At 64.2% G+C, this 23,664-nt stretch carries 22 protein-coding genes and 1 tRNA gene; 12 read left to right on the plus strand and 11 right to left on the minus strand.

All coding sequences use genetic code 11. The features are described from left to right. Window positions 1-111: 111 nt before the first annotated feature. Window positions 112-1,524, minus strand: a complete 1,413-nt coding sequence (gene lysA / locus HMPREF1484_RS09505) for a diaminopimelate decarboxylase (RefSeq protein ID WP_016664825.1) — start codon at window positions 1,522-1,524, stop codon at window positions 112-114. Between the two features lie 163 nt (window positions 1,525-1,687). Here lysA and HMPREF1484_RS09510 point away from each other — a divergent pair, with 163 nt between their 5' ends. After that, window positions 1,688-3,946: a bifunctional alpha,alpha-trehalose-phosphate synthase (UDP-forming)/trehalose-phosphatase gene (locus HMPREF1484_RS09510; protein ID WP_016664826.1), complete on the plus strand. Its 2,259-nt coding sequence runs from the start codon at window positions 1,688-1,690 to the stop codon at window positions 3,944-3,946. A 95-nt stretch (window positions 3,947-4,041) separates the two neighbouring features. On the opposite strand, the gene HMPREF1484_RS11585 is transcribed toward HMPREF1484_RS09510, so the two are convergent. The 8 genes from HMPREF1484_RS11585 to HMPREF1484_RS09540 all read right to left on the minus strand — a co-directional run bounded on the left by HMPREF1484_RS11585 (window position 4,042) and on the right by HMPREF1484_RS09540 (window position 9,679). After that, window positions 4,042-4,206 carry a hypothetical protein gene (locus tag HMPREF1484_RS11585; RefSeq protein WP_016664827.1) on the minus strand — a complete coding sequence of 55 codons (165 nt, stop codon included), beginning with the start codon at window positions 4,204-4,206 and terminating at the stop codon, window positions 4,042-4,044. A gap of 75 nt (window positions 4,207-4,281) precedes the next feature. Further along, window positions 4,282-4,452 (minus strand): hypothetical protein, encoded by a 171-nt coding sequence (locus HMPREF1484_RS11835; protein WP_156979628.1) that lies wholly within the window; start codon window positions 4,450-4,452, stop codon window positions 4,282-4,284. A 101-nt stretch (window positions 4,453-4,553) separates the two neighbouring features. Beyond that, complete coding sequence (locus tag HMPREF1484_RS09515; protein ID WP_016664829.1) at window positions 4,554-5,000, minus strand: hypothetical protein; 447 nt, start codon at window positions 4,998-5,000, stop codon at window positions 4,554-4,556. 35 nt (window positions 5,001-5,035) lie between these two features. Then, window positions 5,036-5,111 (minus strand) — tRNA-Arg (locus HMPREF1484_RS09520). A gap of 62 nt (window positions 5,112-5,173) precedes the next feature. Next, window positions 5,174-6,226 (minus strand): tRNA (adenosine(37)-N6)-threonylcarbamoyltransferase complex transferase subunit TsaD, encoded by a 1,053-nt coding sequence (gene tsaD / locus HMPREF1484_RS09525; RefSeq protein WP_016664830.1) that lies wholly within the window; start codon window positions 6,224-6,226, stop codon window positions 5,174-5,176. After that, the gene (locus tag HMPREF1484_RS09530; RefSeq protein WP_016664831.1) at window positions 6,217-6,996 is read right to left on the minus strand and encodes a M23 family metallopeptidase; all 780 of its coding nucleotides are present in this window, start codon (window positions 6,994-6,996) and stop codon (window positions 6,217-6,219) included. The genes tsaD and HMPREF1484_RS09530 overlap by 10 nt, the downstream gene beginning before the upstream one ends. A 252-nt stretch (window positions 6,997-7,248) precedes the next feature. Continuing rightward, complete coding sequence (locus tag HMPREF1484_RS09535; protein WP_016664832.1) at window positions 7,249-8,343, minus strand: hemolysin family protein; 1,095 nt, start codon at window positions 8,341-8,343, stop codon at window positions 7,249-7,251. Then, a complete protein-coding gene (locus HMPREF1484_RS09540; RefSeq protein ID WP_016664833.1) occupies window positions 8,336-9,679 on the minus strand; it encodes a hemolysin family protein in 1,344 nt (447 codons plus the stop codon). The genes HMPREF1484_RS09535 and HMPREF1484_RS09540 overlap by 8 nt, the downstream gene beginning before the upstream one ends. 169 nt (window positions 9,680-9,848) lie before the next feature. Between HMPREF1484_RS09540 and HMPREF1484_RS09545 the strand changes: the two genes are divergently transcribed. The 5 genes from HMPREF1484_RS09545 to HMPREF1484_RS12005 all read left to right on the plus strand — a co-directional run bounded on the left by HMPREF1484_RS09545 (window position 9,849) and on the right by HMPREF1484_RS12005 (window position 16,389). Next, window positions 9,849-10,589: a response regulator transcription factor gene (locus HMPREF1484_RS09545; protein WP_016664834.1), complete on the plus strand. Its 741-nt coding sequence runs from the start codon at window positions 9,849-9,851 to the stop codon at window positions 10,587-10,589. Continuing rightward, window positions 10,586-11,662 (plus strand): ATP-binding protein, encoded by a 1,077-nt coding sequence (locus tag HMPREF1484_RS09550; RefSeq protein ID WP_016664835.1) that lies wholly within the window; start codon window positions 10,586-10,588, stop codon window positions 11,660-11,662. The genes HMPREF1484_RS09545 and HMPREF1484_RS09550 overlap by 4 nt, the downstream gene beginning before the upstream one ends. 45 nt (window positions 11,663-11,707) lie before the next feature. After that, the gene (locus HMPREF1484_RS09555; protein ID WP_016664836.1) at window positions 11,708-15,430 is read left to right on the plus strand and encodes a multifunctional oxoglutarate decarboxylase/oxoglutarate dehydrogenase thiamine pyrophosphate-binding subunit/dihydrolipoyllysine-residue succinyltransferase subunit; all 3,723 of its coding nucleotides are present in this window, start codon (window positions 11,708-11,710) and stop codon (window positions 15,428-15,430) included. A gap of 112 nt (window positions 15,431-15,542) precedes the next feature. After that, entirely contained in the window at window positions 15,543-16,175 is a 633-nt protein-coding gene (locus tag HMPREF1484_RS09560) for a GDSL-type esterase/lipase family protein (RefSeq protein ID WP_016664837.1), read from the plus strand. 139 nt (window positions 16,176-16,314) lie between these two features. Beyond that, window positions 16,315-16,389 carry a 50S ribosomal protein bL37 gene (locus HMPREF1484_RS12005; RefSeq protein ID WP_369707162.1) on the plus strand — a complete coding sequence of 25 codons (75 nt, stop codon included), beginning with the start codon at window positions 16,315-16,317 and terminating at the stop codon, window positions 16,387-16,389. A gap of 83 nt (window positions 16,390-16,472) precedes the next feature. On the opposite strand, the gene HMPREF1484_RS09565 is transcribed toward HMPREF1484_RS12005, so the two are convergent. After that, window positions 16,473-16,799, minus strand: a complete 327-nt coding sequence (locus tag HMPREF1484_RS09565; protein ID WP_034373682.1) for a hypothetical protein — start codon at window positions 16,797-16,799, stop codon at window positions 16,473-16,475. Window positions 16,800-16,898: 99 nt separating this feature from the next. Continuing rightward, window positions 16,899-17,594, minus strand: coding sequence for a sigma-70 family RNA polymerase sigma factor (locus HMPREF1484_RS09570; protein ID WP_016664839.1), 696 nt, complete (start codon window positions 17,592-17,594; stop codon window positions 16,899-16,901). 98 nt (window positions 17,595-17,692) lie between these two features. Between HMPREF1484_RS09570 and HMPREF1484_RS09575 the strand changes: the two genes are divergently transcribed. The 6 genes from HMPREF1484_RS09575 (at window position 17,693) to HMPREF1484_RS09600 (ending at window position 23,663) form a co-directional block, all read left to right on the plus strand. Further along, window positions 17,693-18,262 carry a DoxX family membrane protein gene (locus HMPREF1484_RS09575; protein WP_016664840.1) on the plus strand — a complete coding sequence of 190 codons (570 nt, stop codon included), beginning with the start codon at window positions 17,693-17,695 and terminating at the stop codon, window positions 18,260-18,262. 14 nt (window positions 18,263-18,276) lie between these two features. Continuing rightward, entirely contained in the window at window positions 18,277-19,605 is a 1,329-nt protein-coding gene (gene aroA / locus HMPREF1484_RS09580; protein ID WP_016664841.1) for a 3-phosphoshikimate 1-carboxyvinyltransferase, read from the plus strand. Continuing rightward, window positions 19,602-20,660 (plus strand): ribosome small subunit-dependent GTPase A, encoded by a 1,059-nt coding sequence (gene rsgA, locus HMPREF1484_RS09585; RefSeq protein WP_016664842.1) that lies wholly within the window; start codon window positions 19,602-19,604, stop codon window positions 20,658-20,660. Before aroA ends, rsgA begins: the two co-directional genes overlap by 4 nt. A gap of 30 nt (window positions 20,661-20,690) precedes the next feature. Further along, window positions 20,691-21,482: an inositol monophosphatase family protein gene (locus tag HMPREF1484_RS09590; RefSeq protein WP_016664843.1), complete on the plus strand. Its 792-nt coding sequence runs from the start codon at window positions 20,691-20,693 to the stop codon at window positions 21,480-21,482. Window positions 21,483-21,579: 97 nt separating this feature from the next. Further along, complete coding sequence (locus HMPREF1484_RS09595) at window positions 21,580-22,800, plus strand: pyrophosphate--fructose-6-phosphate 1-phosphotransferase (RefSeq protein WP_016664844.1); 1,221 nt, start codon at window positions 21,580-21,582, stop codon at window positions 22,798-22,800. A gap of 95 nt (window positions 22,801-22,895) precedes the next feature. Further along, on the plus strand, window positions 22,896-23,663 hold the full coding sequence (locus HMPREF1484_RS09600) for a C2 family cysteine protease (protein WP_016664845.1): 768 nt from the start codon (window positions 22,896-22,898) through the stop codon (window positions 23,661-23,663). Window position 23,664 lies beyond the last annotated feature (1 nt).

Here is a 23,664-nt window from a genome sequence, read left to right on the forward strand (position 1 = left end):
GTGCTCGCGGCGCTTCGCTTACTCACTCGCACGGGCTTATCGCGTGCGTGCATCACCTCAAGCGTAGCGAGTGTCGGGGACGAGGGCCCGACGCTGTCCTCTCCCCTACCGTTACCCCAGGTCGCGCGCGAGCAGGTCCTCGAGAGTTTCGCGGCGGATCATCTCGCTCACCTCGCCGTCTTTGACGGAGACGACGGCGGGCTTCAACGCACAGTTGTAGTTAGAGGCGAGCGCGTAGCAGTAGGCACCCGTGACGGGCACGGAGATGAGATCTCCTCGCTTCACGTCCGCGGGCAGGTATTCATCTTTCACGACAATGTCGCCACTTTCACAGTGTTTGCCGACGACGCGCACAACGCGAGGCTCGACCTCGGAGGTGCGATTGGACAGCAGGCACGAGTAGTCAGCGTCGTAGAGGGCTGTACGGATGTTGTCACTCATGCCCCCGTCGATCGAGACGTAGAGGCGCTGTTGCCCGGCGCCGAGCTCGACATCCTTGAGCGTTCCCACCGTGTAGAGCGTTTGGGTCGAAGGGCCAGCGATCGCGCGACCCGGCTCGAAGCCGAGCCTTGGGATCTCCAGCTGAAGTGCGCGGCAGGAGTTTTCGACGATCGCGGCGAGCTGCTCAGCCAGTTGCTCGGCCGTTCGGGGCGTGTTTTGGGTTGTGTACATCACCCCGAAGCCGCCGCCGAGAACGATGTGGGTAAGAGGGCGTCCGATCGCCTCGCGCCCTTCCTTCGCGAGGGTGAGCACGCGCCTCGCCGCGACCTCGAAGCCGTTGGTATCGAAGATCTGCGAGCCGATGTGCGAATGCAGGCCCTCGAGCCTGAGCGCGTCCGCGGCCTCGACGCGACGGATCGCCTCGAGTGCGTCCCCCGTCGTAATCGATATGCCAAACTTCTGATCCTCGTGCGCGGTCGAGATGAACTCGTGTGTGTGGGCTTCAACTCCCGAAGTCACGCGCAACAGCACCGGCTGGGAGGCCCCTAGGCGAGCGGCAATGGCATTAAGGCGGTCGATCTCGTCGAGAGAATCGATCACGATGCGTCCAACTCTGGTCTCGATGGCGAGGGTGAGCTCAGCATCGCTCTTGTTGTTTCCGTGGAAGGTGAGGCGGCTGGCGTCGGACCCCGCGCGCAGCGCGATCGCGAGTTCCCCACCCGAGCACACGTCTAACCCGAGCCCCTCCTCGCGTACCCACCGCGCGACCGCCATGGAGAGGAAGGCCTTGCTCGCGTAGCTCATGTCCACCCCGGCGAGCGGTGCGAAAGCCTTCTCGAACGTTGCGCGGAAGAGCCTCGCGCGGGAGCGGAAATCCTCTTCGTCGATCACGAAGGTGGGCGTACCGAACCGCTCCTTAATCTCGCCCACGCCAACGCCCGCGATCTCGACCTCGCCGCTTTCGTTGCGCGTCGTCTTCTCGCTCCAGAGCCCGTCGATCAGGTGGTTGACGTCGCTCGGGTAGGGCAACCACTGGGGAACGAGATCGTTCCCGTGGAGGGCTCCCGCCTCGTGTGCGCGCATGTCTACTCCTTGCTCTAGGGGACATTCGTTGGCCAAAACCCTAGGTCGAGGCCCCGCGGCTCCGAGGTCGTGTCCACGTGCAAAGACGAACGCCTTTACATAAGCATCCATCCGGGATTGGTAGCGTCAGGAGGTGAAGCACGCGCCTCGGAAAAGGAGCATCATGTCCCGCGCATCCCTCGTTGTCGTCGCCAATCGCCTCCCGGTCGATCGCAAAACGGCTCCCGATGGTTCGACCGAGTGGGTCACGAGCCCGGGCGGTCTCGTCACTGCGATGGAGTCGGTCATGCGCAACGCGGAATCGGCCGCGTGGGTTGGCTGGGCCGGCGGCGCAGGTGAAGACATCGATCCGTTCGACATCGACACCATGCATCTCGTGCCCGTGCCCCTCACGGCCGAAGAAGTCGAAAAATACTACGAGGGCTTCTCGAACGACACGCTGTGGCCGCTCTACCACGACGTGATCGCCGACCCGAACTTTCACCGCACCTGGTGGGACGTCTACGTCGAGGCGAACCGGAAGTTCGCGAAGGCCGCTGCCGCCGCAACGGCCGAGGGTGGCACGATCTGGGTGCACGACTACCAGCTACAACTGGTTCCCGAGATGATCCGCAGCCTCCGCCCGGACGTGACGATCGGCTGGTTCAACCACATTCCCTTCCCCCCGTTCGAGCTTTTCGCGCAGCTGCCAAAGCGAGACTCGGTTTTGCGGGGTCTGCTCGGCGCGGATCTGCTCGGCTTCCAGCGCGAGCGGGATGCCATCAACTTCACGACGTGTGTGCGGCAGATCCTCGGCTACCGCGCGAACGAGCACCAGATCATCGTCCCGGGCCTCGGCCTTGAAGACGACCGGACGGTCGAAGCGCGCTGCTTCCCGATCTCCATTGACGTGAGCGTGTACGACGAGCTCACGAAGGACCCGGCTGTGCTCGCGCGGGCGAAGGAAATTCGCGAGCAGCTCGGCAACCCGAAGAAGGTTGTGCTCGGCGTGGATCGCCTCGATTACACGAAAGGCATCCGCCACCGCCTCAAGGCCTACGGCGAGCTCCTCAACGACGGCGCGATCGACCCGCACGAGGTCACGATGATCCAGGTCGCGACCCCCTCGCGCGAGAGGGTCGACGCCTATAAGCAGCTGCGCGATGAGATCGAGCTGACCGTCGGCCGTCTCAACGGTGACTTCGCCCCGATTGGCCGCCCCGCCATCTCGTACATGCACCGCACGTTCCCCCGCACCGACATGACCGCGCTGTACATGTGCGCGGACGTGGTGCTCGTGACGAGCCTTCGCGACGGCATGAACCTCGTGGCGAAGGAATACATCGCCTCGCGCATCGATGAGCGCGGCGTTCTCGTGCTTTCGGAGTTCACGGGCGCCGCCGATGAGCTTCGCGCCGCGACCCTCGTGAACCCACACGACATTGACGAGCTCAAATCGGCGATCCTCCACGCGCTCGCGATGAGCGAGGAGGAGCAGCAAGACAACATGCGTTCGCTTCGCCGCCAGGTGTTTGATCACGACGTGCAGCGGTGGGCAGCTGACTTCCTCGAATCACTCGAGCGCATGGGCGGGAATCGCAGTGCGGAAGCCAGGAAGGCTCCGGCTCGCCCCACTCTCAGTGCCGACACTTGCCCACCTCGCGCCGAGCTCGATTCTGCACTCGAGTCTTTCGCAGCAACGCCGCGCGTGCTGGTCGCTTCGGATTTCGACGGAGTTCTCGCACCGATCGTGGCGAACCGCGATGAGGCGCGCGCCCTTCCCGAATCGCTTCAGGCGCTTCGCTCCCTTTCGGGCCTCGACGGCACGAACGTTGCCCTCGTATCGGGCCGTTCTCTCGAAGATCTCGATTCGCTCACGGAAATGCCGAGTTCGGTTGTGCTGATTGGCTCGCACGGTGCCGAGGTGGGGGCGCTTCCCGAGAGCATGGATGCGGGCATTCTCGATTCCTCGTCGCTCTCGATGACGGATGAGCGCCGCTCGCAGCTGGAGACCATCACGGCGGCTCTCGAGCGGATTTCCCGCAAGTACCCGGGTACCGAGGTAGAGAAAAAGCCCACGGCCGCCGTGCTCCACACGCGCAACGCGAAGGGCCGCGGCGCCGCGAACGCGACCGAAGAAGCCCTCGAGTATGCACGCTCGATCCGCCACGCAAAGGTCACGCCAGGAAAGGCCGTGGTGGAGTTCTCGGTGATCCCCGCGACGAAGGGCGAAGCGATCGAAGCGCTTGCCCGTGCGTGTGCGTGCGACGCGTGGCTCTACCTGGGCGATGATGTGACCGACGAGTCCGTGTTCCACCGCGCCAGCGAAAGCGACCTCACCATCAAGGTGGGCGGCGGCGAGACCGCGGCGAGCTTCCGCATCGCCGATCCCGAAGAGGTGAAGGAGCTGCTCGCGCAGCTGCTTGCGAAGCGTGCGGAGTAAGGCGGGCGTGACACTTTAGGGCCTAAAGTGTCACCGCCGAAGCGTTCGTGAAACTTTAGGCCTCAAGGTTTCACCTTTCGCGCGGGACCAATCTCCTAGTAGTTCTGCATCGCGTAGGTGGCGACGCGTTCGAAGAGCACCCCATAGACTGGCAGGGCGTTCGCGACGAACTCGGCGCGGAGGACCTCGAACACATTGGTGCTACCGCGCGCTTTGAGTGCTTGATCGAGTTTCATCGCGGGTTTAAGCGACCTACTCACAAGGCCTGCACCTCTTTGCCAGATAGAAATCCAGCCCACTCACAACTACTGCCGTGGCGGGCTGAACTGTTGGCATCATACTAGCAGAGATTCGGCGCCGGCGCCGACGCGAAACTTCTCGGGGTGCTGCGAAGCTGACCCGCGGAAGCTACACCACATGGTGCGCAGATTCGCAACAATGCCCTGCGAATCACCCGCCGTTTCGGCGTTGAAGTCGAAGACCATTGGAACTCTTTGGCAGTCCATGCCGGGATTCGAGCCGACCATCGGTCGCCATCCCCGTTTCTGCCACGACGACACCCTAAGACCGCGTCAAAGAGTCGCTCAGCATGGGAAGCCTTTGAGATTTACACGTCAAGCTCGCGCCCCAGCACCCAATCGGGAATCATCACTTCGCGAGCGTAGTAATCGAAGATGGGGGCGGCTTCTGCTGCGGTCCAGACGTCTTCGGGATAAACCTGGATGCTCGGGTAGCGGGGATGGATCGCCGAGGTTTCATCGCCCTCCGGCTCTTCACGACAAAGAACAAAGTGCACGTAGGTGCCGTCGGACCTGGTGTAACGAAATTCGATCGTGAGGCGCTCGGCAGTGCCCGCGCACTGAAGGTACTGGTCGAGATAGTCGGGGCTGGCAAACTCCTCGTCTGCCGGGTAGTGCCATAGCACGAGCGAGTGGAGGTTCTCCCCGTCCATGCGCTCGATGGTGCGCTCTAAGCCGATTTCGCACTCACGCTTAGCCTCGTACGAGGTTTCACCGTTGATCGTCAGAGCCGGCGCCCACTCGGTATCCGTCATAGGAAAAACCTAGCACGACGAAACAAAGGGGGTGATGGCGCCCGCGACAGGATTCGAACCTACGACCTTCTGCTCCGGAGGCAGACGCTCTATCCACTGAGCTACGCGGGCAACCGTGCCAGTCTAGCAAGATCGGGCACGGGGCGCGCCCTGAGGGCGCGAAACGTGATGCGCTAGGCGGGAACAGGCAGCTGGGCGCCGTGAAGAACCGCCGACGGATCCGCCGCGATACCGAGGCCACTCGGCTCGGCGCCGCTGCGCACAAGAAGATCGCCGACGGCGGCAATCATCGCGCCGTTGTCGGTGCACAGGCTCGGCGGTGGCACACGAAGCTCAATGCCGAGCTTGTCGCACTGCTCCTGCGCCTTCTTGCGAAGATGCCGGTTCGCGGCGACGCCACCAACCATGACGAGGGTGCTCAGCTTCTTCTCCTGGCACGCCTTCACAGCCTTGGTCACGAGCACGTCTACGACCGCCTCCTCGAAGGATGCAGCAATGTCCGCGACGGGAACAGCGGCGCCGGTGCGCTCGATCTGCTCCACGGTCCGGGCCACGGCCGTCTTCACTCCCGAGAACGAGAACGTGTACGGGTGATCACCCGCACGGAGCATCGCGCGCGGGAACCGGAACGCCTCGCGGTCCCCCTCGAGGGCAGCCTTCGAGATTGCGGGACCGCCGGGGTAACCGAGACCGAGCAGGCGGGAAACCTTATCGAAGGCCTCACCCGCGGCGTCATCGAGCGTGTCACCAAGGTGCACGATCGGGTCACGAACGAGGTCGCGAACTTCGAGAATCGACGTGTGACCGCCCGAGACAATCAGGATGATGCTGTGTTCGGGAAGTGGCCCGTGTTCGAGCGTGTCCGCGGCAGCGTGCCCAGCGAGGTGGTGCACGCCGTAGAGCGGAACGTCGAGAGCCCACGCAATCGACTTTGCCGCTGCAAGCCCCACGTGCACAGCCGTAGCGAGGCCGGGGCCGGATGTTGCTGCCACGTGCGTGATGTCTTTCGGTTCAACGCCCGCGTCTTGAAGCGCGATCTGGAGAGTGGGGACAACCGCATCGAGGTGAGCACGTGCCGCGATCTCGGGAACCACTCCCCCAAATTCCGCGTGCTTCGAAGCGGACGAGGCAAGCCCCTGACCTAGAAGCTTTCCCTCACTGACAATGCCGAAGCCGGTCTCATCGCACGAGGACTCGACTCCAAGAACGACCGGGCTCAACGCCACAGCGACATCGGATCGACGTGGCTTTCGCCCTTCTGCAAGCCAAAGTGAAGGTGGCATCCCGTCGACCGGCCGGTGGAGCCTACGGTTCCCACCTGCTGGCCCTTCTCGATCGTGTCACCAGCGCTCACAGATACGGATGAAAGGTGGTAGTACTCGGTTTCCACGCCGTTGCCATGATCAATCACGACGGCATTGCCGCTCGCGGAGCTCTTGTAACCGGCGAGCGAGGCGGTGCCGGACTCAGCGGCGTAGACGGGGGTGCCACAGTTCGCACCGAAGTCAACGCCATCGTGCATCTTGCGGTACCCGAGGGTCGGGTGAATACGGTAGCCAAATGGCGACGTTATAGGCGCGCCGGGAGTGGGCTTTTGCCACTGGCCCTCGCCGGCAACATCGCCAGCATTGAGACCACTTGCGGTGAGAGGCGAATCAGCCTTCACCTCAAGATTCCCCTCGATGGTGGTATCCGCGTAGCTAATCTGGTCAGTCTGGGTGGCCGCGGGGATCGCCGCCTTTGCGGCGGGGGCTGGCGAAGCAACGTCCTGCGCCTTGGAGGCAACGGGCTGCGATGTGGCCTCGACACTCGAGGGAAGGGCCGTGCCCTGATCGGCGGCGGCAGCGGCGAGAGGAACGGCAATTGTCGCCGTGGCGAGGGCGCCCACAACGCCGACCTTCATGGCCGAGCTCGCAGCCTCCGAGTTGCGTCGTGTCCCCTGTGCCGGCTGGAGGGGCCTCATCTGTGCCCTTCCGGCTGCGCGATGCTTCGCCACGTTGAGTGTCCTTCTGCCTTGCCAATGTTCGGTGGTCGCGCGAGCATCTCTCGCGCGAGCTCTTGCGGAGGGGGAAGCTCCGCTTTTCAAGCCACTACTAACGTAGGCCCGCGAAGAGCCCCAACCGTCCCACCTGGCCGAGTGATTGCCGAATTTTTACCGTCGGCGTCTCTCCCATCACGGTTCAGGCGCGCAAAGCCCCTCCACAGCACTTAACTGCCCACAGTCACCCGTGTCGAGCGTCACACGTCTTTACTGTGCGGGTGAGGGGCGCGCGGCCGTCGGTCGCGATCCCCCGAGCCGCTGACGCTGCATGACGTCATTGACTTCGCCCACGAGCTCTTCAAGGACGTCCTCGAGGAATACCGCGCCCACGCTGCGATGGTTCGCGGAGTCGACGCGAGCCATGTGCGCACCGTTGTACTGCATCGCGCGCAACACCTCTTCCACGTCGTCGTCGTCGGCAACCGACACGACCGCGCGCACCTTCCCGGGGCTTACCGGTGTGGTGTAGACGGCCGGGTCCTCGTCATCGAGCACGATCATGTCCTTGAGGTGCAGGTAGCCCACGAGGTCCCCCGCATCGTTCTTCACGCCGAGGCGGCTGAAGCCCGTGCGCGCCACGATCTCCTCGAACTCCTGGGGGGTGATGCCGTAGCCGACGGTCACCACATCATCCATGGGCACCATGACATCACCCGCAACGTGATCGGAGAATTGGATCGCTCCCTTGAGCAGACCCTGTTCATCGTCAAGGAGCCCCTCGCGTTCAGATTCGTCCACGATCGCGGCGATGTCCTCGGCCGTGAACTGTGAGGATACTTCGTTTTGTGGCTCAACTCCGATGAGACGCAGCGAGGCGTTCGCGGTGGCATTGAGAAGCCAAATCACGGGTCGGAGAATCTTGGTAAGCCACACGAGCGGGGGTGCGAGGAGCCGCGCCGAGCCCACCGGAAGCGCGATCGAAAGGTTCTTCGGCACCATTTCGCCGAGCACCACGTGAAGGTAGCTCGCGATCAGAAGCGCAATCGTGAACGAGATCGGGTGCACGAGCGCCTCGGGAACGTTGAAACTCTCGAAGATCGGTTCAATCAAGTGCGCGATCGCGGGTTCTGCAACCGCACCGAGCGTCACGGAGCACACGGTCACGCCGAACTGGGCGGTTGCGAGCATGAGCGAGACATGCTGGATCGCCCACAGCGCCGTCTTCGCGCCGGACTTGCCTTCGGCCGCGAGTGGCTCGAGCTGACTGCGGCGCACACTCATGACGGCAAACTCGGCCCCCACGAAGTAGGCGTTACCAGCGAGCATCGCAAGGCCGATGAGGAGCGCGGAAAGATCACTCATGGTCGTCCCCCTCCTCGTCGTCAACGCGTGCACGCGCTTCGTCCGAGAGCAGTTTCATATCGACCGTGTCCACGCGTCGGCCGTCGAGCGCAGTGACCGCGAATCGTACGCCGGGGACCTCCACGACGTCACCAACCCGCGGGAGTCGCTCGAGACGGTCCATGATGAGCCCGCCGAGCGTCTCGTAGTCGGGCGATTCAGGAATGATCACGCCCATATCGCGGCGAATTTCGTCGGGACGCATAAGGCCCGAGAGGGTCCACTCGTCGATCCCGCCCTGCGCGAAGCGTTCGGGCTCGTCGGTGTCGTGCTCGTCAGATACCTCGCCCACGATCTCTTCGATTACGTCTTCAAGGGTGACGATCCCGGCGGTTCCGCCGTACTCGTCGATCACGACGGCGAGCTGCGCACCCTGGGCGCGGAGGTCCTCGAGCAGAGAATCAAGACCGACGGTTTCAGGAACCCGTACGACCTCGCTCATAATCTCTTTCACGCTCGTGCTCGAGCGTGCGGAGCGAGGAAGCTTGATCGCCTGGCGCGCCTGCACGATACCCACAACGTCATCTTCGCTCTCGTCAGTCACGGGAAAGCGGGACTTGCCGGAGTCAGCGGTGAGGGCGAGCACTTCCGACGCCGGCTCGCTCATATCGATGCTGATCATCGCACCGCGGTGCGTCATCACGTCGGCGGCAGTGCGATCGGCCAGCTGTAGCGTGCGCGAAAGAAGAATCGCCGTGCCCTCATCGAGCGTGCCCGCCTGGGCCGAGTGCCTCACGAGCGAATCGAGCTCGGCGGGTGAGCGCGCAGCCGAGAGCTCCTCTTGCGGCTCGACTCCAAGCAAGCGCAAAAAGAAGTTCGCGGTCGCGTTGAACATCATGATGAGCGGCTTGAGCGCGATCGTGAAGCCGTGCTGAAGGGGCGCCACGATCTTCGCCGTTTCAAAAGGCGCGGCGATCGCAAGGTTCTTGGGGATGAGCTCACCGAACACGACCGAGAAACCGTAGGAGAGCACCATCGCGAGAGTGAGCGCAGTGGTGGCGACAAGTGATGCTTCCATGCCGGTGAAGGCGAGTAGGCTCGAGAGGACTTCGGTCAGCGGGTCTTTAACCGCGAAACCGAAGATCAACGTCGTGATGGTGATACCCACCTGGGCACCCGAAAGGTTCGTGGAAAGGTGCGTGAGAGCGCTCATGACGCCCCTCGCGCCTTTATCACCGCGCGCCACGGCCTTTTCAACCGTGTGCTTATCGAGCGCAACGAGGGAGAACTCAGAGGCCACAAAAATAGCGGTGCCGGCGGTGAGGAGAAGCCCCACGCCGAGGAGGATCCAGGTCATGATGCCCGCTCACCGCTCACGACACACAGGAATGAAGCGCCGCACGAGCGACCTCGGTGAGGGGGCATGCAACTTCGAGGGGGTGAATCGTTCTCGTTCATCGTAGGCGCCACTATAGTGCACGATTCCTTCACAGTGACGGGTCGATTCACACAATAGGCTTGGGAGCATGATGAGGACCTCAATCACCCCCGCGAGCGCCGCGGAGCAACACGCCCGGATCGTCGTTGTCGAGGATGAGCGCACGATCGCGCGCACGATCAGCGACCGCCTGAGCGCCGAAGGGTGGGCAGTCGCAATCGCTCACGATGGCCCCTCGGGCGTCACGGCGATCGAGAACTTCAAGCCCGATGCCGTCGTCCTTGACGTCATGCTCCCAGGCTTCGATGGTCTCGAAGTGTGCAGGCGAGTCCGCGGTCTCGGCGAGTTCGGGGTGCTCATGCTCACGGCCCGCGATGAAGAGGCCGACATGCTCGTGGGGCTCGGTGTGGGCGCCGACGACTACATGACCAAGCCCTTCTCGATGCGCGAACTCGTCGCGCGACTCAAGGCTCTCGTGCGGCGCGTGCGCCGAAGCTCCTCCGCACCCGCAACCGCCAATGCGCCCTCCACGATCGAGCTCGGCGACCTCCACATCGACCGCGATTCGAGGCGAGTCACGCGGGGCGGAACCGAGGCACACCTCACCCCCACCGAATACGACCTCCTCGTGTGCCTCGCTCTCGCCCCCGGCACCGTGCTCACGCGCGAGCAGCTCCTCGAAGACGTGTGGGACTGGGTGGACGCTACGGGCACGCGGACGGTTGATTCCCATGTCAAGGCGCTCCGCCGCAAACTCGGCAGCGATCTTGTGAGGACCGTGCACGGAGTCGGGTACGCGCTCGAAGTTCCGGAGGGCTCGCTCGCGTGAAGGTTCCGACGCAGGCTCTCGACGGATCGCCCCTTCAGCGCTTTGGCGCGTTCAAGGTCAAACTCGGGGTCATCGTTGCCGTCTCCGTGCTCGTTGCTGCCCTCCTCGGTTGGGCCGGATCGGCCGCAGGACTGAGCCCCCTGCTTTTCATTCCCCTCACGGTTTTCGCCGCGCTCCTTGTCACCCAGATCCTCGCGCGTGGCATGACGCGCCCCTTGCGGGAAATGACCGTCGCCGCTAAAGCGATGGCGATGGGTGACTATGGCAGGCGTGTCACGACAAAATCTCGCGACGAGGTGGGCCAGCTAGCGTCGGCCTTCAACTCGATGTCCGCCGAGCTCGCCCGCACGGACGAGCTACGCAGAGACCTCGTCGCCAACGTCTCCCATGAACTGCGCACGCCCGTCGCGGCACTGAGGGGCCAGCTCGAAAATATGGTCGACGGCGTTACCCCCGCCACGACCGAAAGCCTCGCGATCGCGCTCAGCGAGACCGAGCGCCTCACGAGGCTCGTGACCCACCTGCTCGACCTTTCGAGACTCGAGGCGGGAGTCGTGGATATCGAACGCGAGCGGATTGAGCTCACGCCGTTTTTGCATGAGGCTGTCGATACCGCTCAGCTTGCCGCCCGCACCCAAGAGCGCGACGTGCGCTTCGTGATCGACGTGCGGCCGCAAGAGTTGACCGTTGATGCCGATCCCGCACGCATCCAACAGGTCATCGCGAACCTCCTCGACAATGCGTCCCGGCATTCGCCGAGCGGAGGAACGATCTACGTGCGGGCGTGGAGGCTCGAGGACCGCGAGCATGTCGCCATCGAAGTGCGCGATCAGGGCCCCGGAATCGCCGAGGCCGACCGCGAGACCGTGTTCGAAAGGTTCGAGCGCGGGGGAAGCCCCGACCACAGCGGCGGTACGGGTCTCGGCCTCGCTATCGCCCGCTGGGCCGTCGAGCTGCACGGCGGAACGATCGACGTCATCGACCATCCCGGGCGTGGCGCGACGGATCCGAGTTCAACGATTCGGATCGTTCTACCGAACATCCCCTCTGTTGAGGGGCGTACTCTCGGTTAGTGTTGGACGTTAGCAGTTTCCCACATCGAAAGAGGGCGAGGGGTCGTGAGCGACGCTCAGCATGAAGAACCGGAGAACTCCTTCGGGCCTAACCAGTGGCTCGTCGACGAGCTCCGGGCGCAGTTCGAACAGGATCCGCGCAGCGTCGACCCCACATGGGCGGCGTATTTCACGTCTCACCCGCGCACGGGCACCCGTCCCAGCCCCGAGCCCCCCGAAACGGGGCACACCCATGAGCCCGTCGAGGTACTCCCGGCTACAAAGTCCGAACCCGCCGAACGCTGCTCGCGTGAAAAAGAGTCGACGGTGACCCACAGCCACAGCGGCATCTCGTCAGCGTCGGACCGCCCCCGCAACCCGACCACCGAAATCCCCGCCCTCACCGCGTTCGAACCTACCGAACCCGAGCCGAGCCGAATGCGCGGGCCCGCCGCCGCGATCGTCAAGAACATGGACGAGTCGCTCACGATTCCCACGGCAACGAGCGTGCGCGACATTCCCGTCAAGCTCATGTTCGACAACCGCGAGGTCATCAACGGACACCTGCGCCGCATGCGCGATGGCAAAGTGAGCTTCACCCACCTCATCGGCTACGCGATGGTCGAGGCGATCAGCGAAGTCCCCGACATGAACAACGGCTTTGAAATGCGGGACGGCAAGCCCACACTTCTCACGCGCGAAGACATCAACTTCGGCCTCGCGATCGATATTCGCAGGGCCGACGGTCGCCGTGGCCTCGTCGTGCCCAACATTAAAGGCGCCGGCCGCCTCTCGTTCCGGCAGTTCCGCAATGAATACGACAGGATCGTGAAGCGCGCCCGCGCGGGCCAACTGACGATTGCCGACTTCGAGGACACGACGGTCTCGCTCACGAACCCCGGCGGCATCGGCACCGTCCACTCGGTGCCGCGCCTCATGAAGGGCCAGGGCGTGATCGTCGGCGTGGGCGCCATGAACTACCCGGCGGCGTTCCAGGGGGCGAGCCCCGAGACCCTCGCGCAGCTCGCCATCTCAAAGGTCATGACGCTGACCTCGACCTACGACCACCGTGTGATTCAGGGTGCAACCTCCGGCGAGTTCCTCAAGGTCATGGCGACCAAGCTCATGGGCCTCGATGGTTTCTACGAGCGCATCTTCACATCGATGCGCGTGCCGTACGAGCCGATCCAATGGGTTCCCGACAACCCGCTCAAAGATTCCGAGCAGGAAAAGTTCGCGCACGTCATGGATCTCATCCACGCGTACCGTACGCGCGGGCATCTCGTCGCCGACATCGACCCTCTCCAATATCGCCAGCGGAAACACCCCGACCTCGACGTCTCTACCTACGGCCTCACGCTCTGGGACCTCGACCGCACATTCCCCACGCGCGGCTTCGGCGGAACCGACAGGGCAACCCTTCGCGACATCATCGAGAAGCTTCGCGATGCCTACTCGCGCACAACCGGGGTCGAGTACATGCACCTCACCGACCCCGAAGAACGACTCTGGTTCCAGGCGCAAATTGAGTGTCCTCGCGAGCCGTTCACGAAGCAAGAGCTCACGCACATCATGGATCGGCTCAACGCCGCCGAGGCCTTCGAGCAGTTCCTTCAAACGAAGTACGTGGGCCAGCGACGCTTCTCGCTCGAGGGTGGCGAAGCGATGATCCCGCTGCTCGACGCCATCATGTCGGGCGCTGCGCGCGCCGGGATGGACGAAGTGTGCATCGGCATGTCCCACCGCGGGCGTCTCAACGTCCTCGCAAATCTCGCGGGCAAAAGCCACGCGCAGATCTTCCAGGAGTTCGAAGGCACGGAGGATGCCGATGAACTCGGTTCGGGCGACGTCAAATACCACCTCGGCACCGAGGGCTCGTTCACGTCGTGGGACGGCCACAGCACGAAGGTGTACCTCGCCGCTAACCCGAGCCACCTCGAGGCCGTCAACCCCGTTCTCGAAGGGATCGTGCGCGCGAAGCAAGACCGCTCCACGAACCGCACGCTCGACTTCCCCATCCTGCCGATCCTCGTGCACGGCGACGCGGCGTTTGCCGGCCAGGGGGTCGTGACCGAAACGCTCAACCTTTCCGAGCTTCGCGGGTACCGCACGGGCGGCACGATTCACGTGGTGGTCAACAACCAAATCGGATTCACGACATCGCCGGATTCATCGCGCAGCTCGTTCTATTCGACCGATATCGCGAAGGGCACGCAGCTGCCGATTTTCCATGTCAACGGCGACGACCCCGAGGCCGTCGTGCGGGCTGCCGAAATCGCATTCGCGTACCGTCAGCGATTCCACCGCGACATCGTGATCGACATGGTGTGCTACCGCCGCCGCGGTCACAACGAGGGGGACGACCCGTCGATGACCCAGCCGCTCATGTACAAGATCATCGACAACAAGCCGAGCGTACGCAATCTGTTCACGGCAACGCTGCTCGAGAGAGGCGACCTCTCCGACGACGAGCTTCAAGGCGTCGTCGAGAACTTCCACTCTCACCTCGAAAACGCTTTCGCCGGCTCCCGCGCGGGCGCCCGTGTGACGGGGGCGAGCGTTCGCGGGCTCGAGCTGCCCGATTCGCAACAGGCGAGCGAACCAGCGCACGAAGTGCCCGCGTTCGACACGGGCGTGAGTCGAGACATCCTCGAGAAGATCGCCGATGCCCACGCCGCCTACCCCGACGAGTTCACGCCGCACCCCAAGATCGCGCAGCTCGCGACCAGGCGTATCGCGATGAGCCGTCAAGGCGGCATTGATTGGGGCTTCGGAGAGATCCTCGCATTCGGCTCTCTCCTCGTCGAAGGTTGCTCGGTTCGCCTCGCCGGCCAGGATTCACGGCGCGGCACGTTTACCCAGCGCCATGCCGTGTTCATCGACGGTAAAACCCAGGACACGTGGACCCCGCTGCAGCACATCGACCGCCAGCAAGCAACGTTCAGCGTGTTCGATTCCTCGCTGAGCGAGTTCGCGGCCCTCGGATTCGAATACGGCTACTCGGTCGAAGCGCTCGATTCCCTCGTGCTCTGGGAGGCGCAGTTCGGCGACTTTGCGAACGGCGCCCAAACGATCATCGACGAGTTCATCGCAAGCAGCGAGCAAAAATGGGGTCAGCGTTCCGGCGTGACGCTCCTGCTCCCCCACGGGTATGAAGGCCAGGGCCCCGACCACAGCTCCGCGCGCCCCGAACGCCTCCTCCAACTGTGCGCCGAACAGAACATGCGCGTCGTCGCACCCTCAACGCCGGCGAACTACTTCCACTTGCTTCGCCGACAGGCGAAACGCCCCCGAAAGCGCCCCCTCATCGTTCTCACGCCCAAGTCGATGCTGAGGAACAAAGCCGCAGCGAGCAGCGTCGAAGAATTCACCTCCGGAACGTTCATGCCGGTGGTTCCCGACCGAGGCCGCAACGCCGAGAGCGTGACGCGCGTGCTGCTGTGTTCGGGCAAGATTTACTGGGAACTCGACAAGGAGCGAAAGAAGCGCGGCGATGAAACCACGGCAATCGTGCGCCTCGAGCAGCTCGCCCCGCTCCCGAGCGACGCGCTGCGCGACGCCCTCGCCCCATTCGGCGACGTCCCGCTCACGTGGGTCCAGGAGGAGCCACTCAATCAAGGCGCGTGGGGCCACCTCGCGATGAATCTTCCCCGCGACATTTCCGCGCGGCTGCATGTACTCGCACGCCCCGCCTCGGCGAGCCCCGCAGCGGGTACCATGAAGAGGCACCTTGTTGAGCAACGCGAACTTCTCGACCGCGCCTTTTCACAGGACACACTCGAGAGGTAGAGGGAATTCCCACTCGCGTAGGAGCGCCATCGGGTCGTGGGCAAGCGTCGGAACCCCGCCCCAAGGCCTCCACCGCCGCAACCGCCATCGAAGCCAACCGAAGGGACCGCACGTGACTTCTTCCCCCGCCCCAGCACAGCCGCGCGTTCGCGTCATCGCGCTTGGCGATGAAATGCTCGCCGGCGCCGGCGACCAACGCGCGATGGGATGGTTCACGCGCGCCCTCGCCCAGCACAACGGTTCGGGCGATCTCGTGGACTCCTACACCGCCGCGATCCCCGGCGAAACAACCGCGGAACTCGCACGGCGATGGGAAGCCGACGTCACTCGCCTGCTCGACACTCACAACACGGGCGAAAGCGATGACACGCAGCACCGCGTCGTGATCGCTCTCGGCCGCGCCGACCTCGACGCTGGCATTAGCATCGCGCGCTCGCGCCTCAATCTCGCAACGGTCCTCGACGGCCTCGGCCACCTTCGGATTCCCGTCTTCGTCGTAGGCCCTGCCCCCTCGAAGGACCGTGAACGCACCGACGCGATCCTGGAGCTTTCGCACGCTTTCCACGACGTGTGCGCACGCCGCCGCATCCCCTACGTGGACCCAGCGGCCGCGCTTGCCAACCACGATCAATTCCTCGCCGATGTCGCGCGCTCGCCGCGCGATTTGCCGTCGCAAACCGGATACGGGCTCATTACGTGGCTCGTGCTTCACGGCGAATTCTCGGAATTTCTCGCGGCGCAGTAGGCATCAACCCCGCGTGATGTTGATCCCCTCGCGGCATGACCCCCGCGGTCACGCGCGTGAAGTGTGAGACAATACCGGGGTTGCCTTCGCACCTGATGTGCGGGCAGTGACTCACGAATCGAACGAGAAGGAGAGTGCCATGAGCAAGCGCGGACGCAAGCGCAAGTCGCGTAGGAAGAACAACGCGAACCACGGTAAGCGCCCCGGCGCCTGAGCAACGCGCTCGGCACGCGAATCCGTAAAACGCCCGGCTGACATCGTCAGCCGGGCGTTTCTTCGATGATGGTGGCGAAGCAGTCAGCCGCGCGCGGGACCCTCACTCGTGCGGGTCACGGCGATCGATTCACTGCGCACGGTGCCGTCGGGCCCATAGCTCACGCGCACCTCGCGATAGGTGAGGGTGCGCGCCGAACCACGCACGCGCTCGCGAAGTTCTTCGGAGGCACGACCCGCGCATGACGCGCGCAAAAGCTGGCGAACAAGTCGCGCCTGCTCGATTTCTCGCGCACATGCGGCGCACTCTCCAAGGTGGCTTTCGAGTTCAACCGCTTCGGCGTCGCTCAGCCGCCCGGTGAGGGCGCGATCGACCCGATCCATGAGGCGCTCAAGCGCTGGATCACCCACGAGTAGCCCCTTCCGTTGGTCTCAGCCCTGCCGACTCGGTGCCGCGTCTCGCGGCGTTTGCACGGACACTGAACGCCTCACGTGCACCTTTTATTCCCTTCACGCTTGCGTCTCCTCGGCCGCGGCGGAATCGGCATCGCGCAAATAGCCGCGCTCGCGCGCGTACTGCTCGAGCGAAGCGCGCAGGAGCCCGCGCCCCCGGTGGATACGCGACATCACGGTGCCGATCGGCGTGCCCATGATCTCGGCGATTTCCTTGTATGAGAATCCCTCGACATCCGCAAGGTAGACCGCTTCGCGGTAGTCGTCACGGAGGTCGTTCAGCGCGTCTTGAATATCGCCTTCGGGAAGAAGCGCGAGTGCTTCGGCTTCAGCGCTGCGAAGCCCCGTGCTGTCGTGAGAGGCCGCGCGGGCAAGCTGCCAATCTTCAACTTGCTCGCCTCCGGACTCCTTGGGGCGGCGCTGCGCTTTGCGGTACGACGAGATGAAGGCGTTGTGCATGATGCGGAAAAGCCAGGCGCGCATGTTCGTACCCGCCTTGAAGCTCGTGGAAGCGCGAAATGCCCGGACGTAGGTATCTTGAACCAGGTCCTCGGCGTCGTGCTGATGCCGCGTGAGGCGAAGCGCACCCGAATACAGTGCATCGATGTGGCTGAGCGCCTCGTGCTCAAATTCCTCGGGGCTGAGCGTCGTGGGTGACTCGGTGTCCGCCTGTGCTGCGGCAGCCTGTCCATCGCGCTCCACAGCACCCTCCACATCGTTCCCCGGATCGGGGAACTTCTCGTTCTCGCTCATCGCTTCGACTCTACGCTGTTCAGGTGGGAGTTTCATGCGGTGCGGTAGTCTTGGCGTGTTCCGATTCGCATGGCTTTACTAAGGAAGCTGAGGAAAGCATGTCCCTCGTTCGCCGCATCGCACGTCCCCTTCTCGCCGCACCGTTCATCTTCGAGGGTGTGCAGACCGCCATCCGCCCGGATCGCGTTCTCGATGCTCTTCCCATAACGATCGCCGACATCGACGAGCAGGTCTCCAAGAGCCCGCTCCCGACCGACGCCGAAACGATTCTTCGCGCCGCCGGTGGCCTTGCCGCTGTCGCTGGCGCTGCCTTCGCGCTCAACAAGAAGCCGCGCCTTGCCTCCGCCACCCTCCTTCTCACCACCACGGTCGGCCTCGCAGGCCGCAAGCGTGTCTGGGAGCTCAAGGGCACCGAGCGCACCGAGGAGCTGCGTGCGATCGCCGGCGACCTTGGTCTCCTCGGTGGCATTCTCCTCGCCGCTGTCGACACCGACGGTAAGCCCTCGCTCGCCTACCGCGTTGACAAGGCCATCGAGCGCGCCCAGAAGTCCGCCGCCGAAAAGCAGCGCGAGCTCGAAAAGGCCGCTAAGAAGAACAAGAAGAAGTCGTCGAAGAGCCTCGACGAGCTCGACCGCACGCTCGCGAAGAAGATCAAGAGCGCTGCCTGAGTTCGAGGTTTTTCGTGTCTGACGTTCAGTGGACGGCGCCCGTTGCCCACGGGCCCGTCGACGCTCACGTCAGCATTCCCGGCTCGAAGTCCCTCACGAATAGGTGGCTTGTGCTCGCCTCTCTCGCGAGCACACCCACCGCGCTCGTGGGGGCACTTGCGTCTCGCGATTCACACCTCATGATCGAGGCGCTCGAGGCGCTCGGCGGGAATGTGCGCAAAAGCGATCGCACGCTCGTCGTGGAGCCGCTCATGCCCGGTGCGCCGAACATCGATGACGAGGCGCCACTCGAGATTCACTGCGGCCTTGCGGGAACGGTCATGCGTTTCGTGCCGCCGCTTGCCGTGCTCGCGGGCCGGCCTGTGACGTTCACGGGCGATGAAGGCGCGCTCGTGCGCCCCATGGCAGCGCTTCTCAATGCGCTTCGCCAGCAGGGCGTCGAGGTGACATGCCACGGCCAGGAAGGATTCTTGCCCTTCACGGTGCACGGCAACGGCCTTCGCGGCGGCACGGTGACGATCGATGCGAGCGGCTCGAGCCAGTTCGTCTCTGCTCTCCTTCTCACAGCCGTCCGCGCCGATTCCCCCCTCACCATTCGCCATGTCGGCGAGCGCCTCCCCTCACTCCCCCATATCGAGATGACCCTCGCACTCCTTCGCGAATGCGGTATCGATGCTCGCCACGAGGTCACGGATGGTCACCACGAATGGACCGTCACACCAGGAGAGTTGCGCCTGCCCGATCCGGTTACCGTTGAGCCCGATCTTTCCAACGCGGGCCCGTTCATCGCCGCGGCCCTCGTTGCCGGCGGCACCATCTCGATTGAGAATTGGCCGAAACTGACGACCCAACCGGGAGATGAATTCCGAAGGATCCTCCCCCTCATGGGCGCGCGCGTCGAGCGCATCGGGCCGGACGTCGAGTTTTCGGGCACGGGTCCCCTGCGCGGGATCGATATTGACCTGGCGGCCGTCGGCGAGCTCACCCCCACCATCGCGGCCCTCGCCGCTCTCGCCGACACTCCGAGTCGCCTTTCCGGGATCGGGCACCTGCGCGGCCACGAGACGGACCGCGTCCACGCCCTCGCCGTCGAGCTCACAAAACTTGGCGCGCGCGTTCACGAGGGCGAGGATTTCCTCGAGATCACGCCGGGCCCCATGACGGGCACCGTTTTCGAAACCTACGAGGACCACCGCATGGCAACCGCCGCCGCGATCATCGGGCTGCGCGTTCCCGGCATCCGGGTCGTAAACGTCGACACGACGAACAAGACCCTTCCCGACTTCGTGGGAATGTGGACCTCAATGCTGCACATGGAAAACCCCGCGGGGAACACGTGGTGAGGCGCGCAGGAAATCTCACAAACTACGAGGATTTTGATGAATCCTCGGTGCGTTCGCGCCCCAATCGTCGCGGCTCCAGACCCCGCACGAAGGAACGCCCCACCTATGCCGACGCCATCACCGCGCGTGTCGTGGGAGTCGACCGTGGCCGCTGGCGCACCATCGCTGAGGAAGGCACCGCGAACGAACGCGCAGTGACCGCCATGCGCGCCCGTGCCCTCGGACGCACCCCCATCGTGCCCGGCGACCTCGTGCGTCTCACGGGCGATACCTCCGGGCGCACCGACACGATCGCCCGCATCGTCGAGGTTGGCGAACGCACAAGCTTCCTGCGCCGAAGCGCCGACGATGACGACGCGAGCGAGCGCCCCCTCGTCGCTAACGCAGACACTCTCGTAATCGTGACGGCCCTCGCGAACCCCGAACCGCGCGGAGGCATGATCGACCGCTGCCTCGTCGCTGCCTATGTCGCGGGTATCACGCCACTGCTGTGCCTCACGAAAGCCGACCTCGCTGACCCCGCGACGTTCCTCGAAAGGTACGCTCCACTCGGCATCGACCACCTCACCACTCACATGAATGCCGACGGCAGCATCGCCGGTATCGACGCGCTACGCGAACGCCTCAGCGGGCATCTGAGCGTACTCGTGGGCCACTCGGGGGTCGGCAAATCGACGCTTATCAACGCGCTCGTGCCGGGCACCGACCGCGCAACGGGCCACGTCAACGCCGTCACGGGCCGCGGGCGCCACACCTCAAGTTCCGCCCTCGCGTTGCGCCTTCCGAGCAGCGACGGCTGGGTGATCGACACGCCCGGGGTACGCTCGTTCGGCCTTGGCCACGTGAGCCCCGAAGAACTCGAATCCGCATTCGAGGACCTCGCTCCCCTCATGGACGAGTGCCCGCGCGGCTGCACCCACATCAGTGCCGACGAGGGCTGCGCCCTCGATGCACTCGTCGCCGACGGGCGCGCGGGAAGCGCCGGCCCCGCCCGACTCGCCAGTTTCAGGCGCCTCAACTCGACGCTGCGCACCAATGACCCCTGGGCCCTGTAGCTGCCCACCCGAGCGAAGGAGAAACCACGTATGGCCTCGGCACACCAGGACGATATCCGCCTTGCCCACGTTCTCGCCGACTCCGTCGACCAGCTCACGATGTCGCGTTTCAAGTCTGAAGACCTCACGCGCGAGCGCAAGGACGACAACTCGATCGTGACCGATGCCGATCGAGCAGCGGAAGAACTCATTCGCGCTCAACTTTCTCGTACCCGCAGCCGCGACCAGGTCATCGGCGAAGAGTTCGGCTCGCAGGGCGAGAGCAACCGAAAGTGGATCATCGACCCCATCGACGGCACCGCGAACTTCGCGCGCGGCGTTCCCGTGTGGGCTACGCTCATCGCCCTCGAGGAAGACGGCGAGGTCGTCGTGGGCGTCGTGTCAGCGCCCGCACTGAATCGGCGGTGGTGGGCAGCCGTCGGAGCCGGGGCCTTCACGGGCCCGCGCCTGTCTGCCGCCCAGCGCCTTCATGTTTCGTCCACCGAGCATCTCGAGCAAGCCGTGCTGTCCTACGGGAGCCTCGAGGGCTGGGCGCGCGCCGGGAAACTCCGCGAGTTCGTGAACCTCCTTCAGAGAGTCGAACGCACCCGCGGATTTGGCGATTTTTGGAGCTACATGCTCCTTGCCGAGGGGGGAATTGACGCCGCGATCGAACCCTCCCTCAAGCTCCACGACATGGCGGCTCTCGTGCCGATCATTAGCGAAGCAGACGGTCGCTTTACCGATCTTGACGGTACAGACGGCCCCTACGGGGCGAGTGCAATCGCGAGTAACGGGCCACTTCACGGCGCGATCCTCGAGGCTCTGCAGTCCTCTCGCTAGGCTTCTGCCTCGGCAGACGCGAAGGAGAAAACTGTAGAATAGTGGCGCACACGTGCGGCGTTTTCGCCGCGCACCACACCACCTGGGAAGGACCCTCATGAGCGTCAAGCGCGTTGCTCTCCTGACCGCGGGCGGTTACGCCCCGTGCCTCTCGTCCGCCGTCGGCGGCCTGATCGAGCGCTATAACGAGCTGAACCCCGAGATCGAGATCATCGCCTACAAGCACGGCTACTGGGGTCTGCTCTCCGGCGAAAAGATCGTCATCGACGATGAGGCCCGCAAGAACGCGCACCTCCTGCACAACTACGGCGGATCGCCCATTGGCAACTCGCGCGTGAAGCTCACAAACACGAAGAACCTCGTCGAGCGCGGCCTCATCAAGGAGGGCGAGAACGCTCTCGAGGTCGCTGCGAACAAGCTCAAGGCTGACGGCGTTGACGTGCTCCACACGATCGGTGGCGATGACACGAACACGACTGCCGCCGACCTCGCGAAGTACCTCGCCGACAACAACTACCCGCTCCAGGTCGTGGGTCTGCCGAAGACGATCGACAACGACATCGTTCCGATCCGCCAGTCGCTCGGTGCTCGCACCGCCGCGGAGCAGACCTCCCTCTTCGCGCAGAACATTATTGCGGAGAACGGCTCGAACCCGCGCATGCTCATCATCCACGAGATTATGGGCCGCGCATGCGGCTACCTCACGGCGGAGGCCGCACGCTACTACCAGGATTGGCATTCGAAGCAGCAGTGGCTGCCGTCGATCGGTCACGATGAGCGTCGGTGGGATGTCCACGCCGTGTTCCTGCCCGAGCTTGCTCTCGATATCGAGGGTGAGGCGGGGCGCCTCAAGAAGGTTATGGACGAGGTCGGTTGCGTCAATATCTTCCTCTCGGAGGGTGCCGGTATCCCCGAGATCATCGCCGAGCTCGAAGCCAAGGGCGAGGAGGTCGAGCGCGATCCGTTCGGCCACGTGAAGCTCGACAAGATCAACCCCGGCCAGTGGTTCGCGAAGCAGTTCGCGGAGCGCCTCGGTGCCGAGAAGGTCATGGTGCAAAAGTCCGGTTACTTCGCTCGCTCTGCGAAAGCTAACGCTGATGACCTGCGCCTCATCAAGTCGATGACCGACCTCGCCGTGCAGGTCGCCCTTGAGGGCGGCACCGGCGTGATCGGCCACGACGAAGAAAAGGGCGACCAGCTTCGCGCGATCGAGTTCGAGCGCATCGCCGGTCACAAGGCTTTTGACGTGGACCAGGAATGGTTCGCTGGCGTTCTCGAGCGCACGGGCCAGAAGCTCGTGAAGGCCGAGAAGCACTGATTTCTCCGTTAGGCGGGATGATCGCCTGAGAGGCCCGGGCACGTGCGTTTTGCGCTCGTGCCCGGGTTTTATTAACTGCGAAAGGGGTCCGACGCTTGATTCGCCACACGCTGACCGCACTCTTCCCGCCGCATGCACGCGAGAGTGGGGAGCCGCCGCTGGGGCCGCACGCTGATCACTACGAGGCTTGGAGCGGCGTCCTGAGTTTCTCGCGGCGGCCGCGCCAGGGTGCCCTGGGCGATTGCTGGCTCATGGCGCCGATGCTCGCAATTCACGCGCTCGATCCCGAGTTTTTTGCGAACGCCATCAAGGTTCAGCCTGGGTCACCCAAAGCCCTCGCGCGTGTGTTCGTGGAAGGTGCCCCGGCGTGGCGCAGCGTAAATATGCGTTTTCCTGCCACCGAACGTGGCCACTTCGCCTACGCGACAGAAGAAGGGGGCGGCCCCGGCTGGCCCGGAATTCTCGAGAAGGCGTGCGCAGCGGAGTTCGCGGGATCATACGCGTGGATTGCGCGGGGCTTTGCGAAATGGGGGTTTCCCGCGCTTAGCGGCGTGCGCGCCTCGACGCGTCTCACGCTTCCCTCCCCCGGCGAGGTTGAAGACCTTCTCGCCAAGAGGCGGCCCATCGTCGCCTCCACCCACATGTTCTCCCCCGCGCTGTCACGCAAGCGGCAGTCGGGAGCTATTCCGCCGATGCACGTCATGGCGGTTGTGGGTGCGAAGCCTAATACCGGCGAGATCGTGCTGCGTAATCCGTGGCGCCCGGGTGCCTGGGTCACGCTCAACAAGCGAGAGTTCCGCCGCGCGTTCCTCTCAGTCGACGTGCTTGACCAGCCACTCGGGCGCTCACGCAAAGGCTCGTAGG

It is taken from the genome of Dermabacter sp. HFH0086 (genome assembly GCF_000413375.1).
Classification (GTDB): domain Bacteria; phylum Actinomycetota; class Actinomycetes; order Actinomycetales; family Dermabacteraceae; genus Dermabacter; species Dermabacter hominis.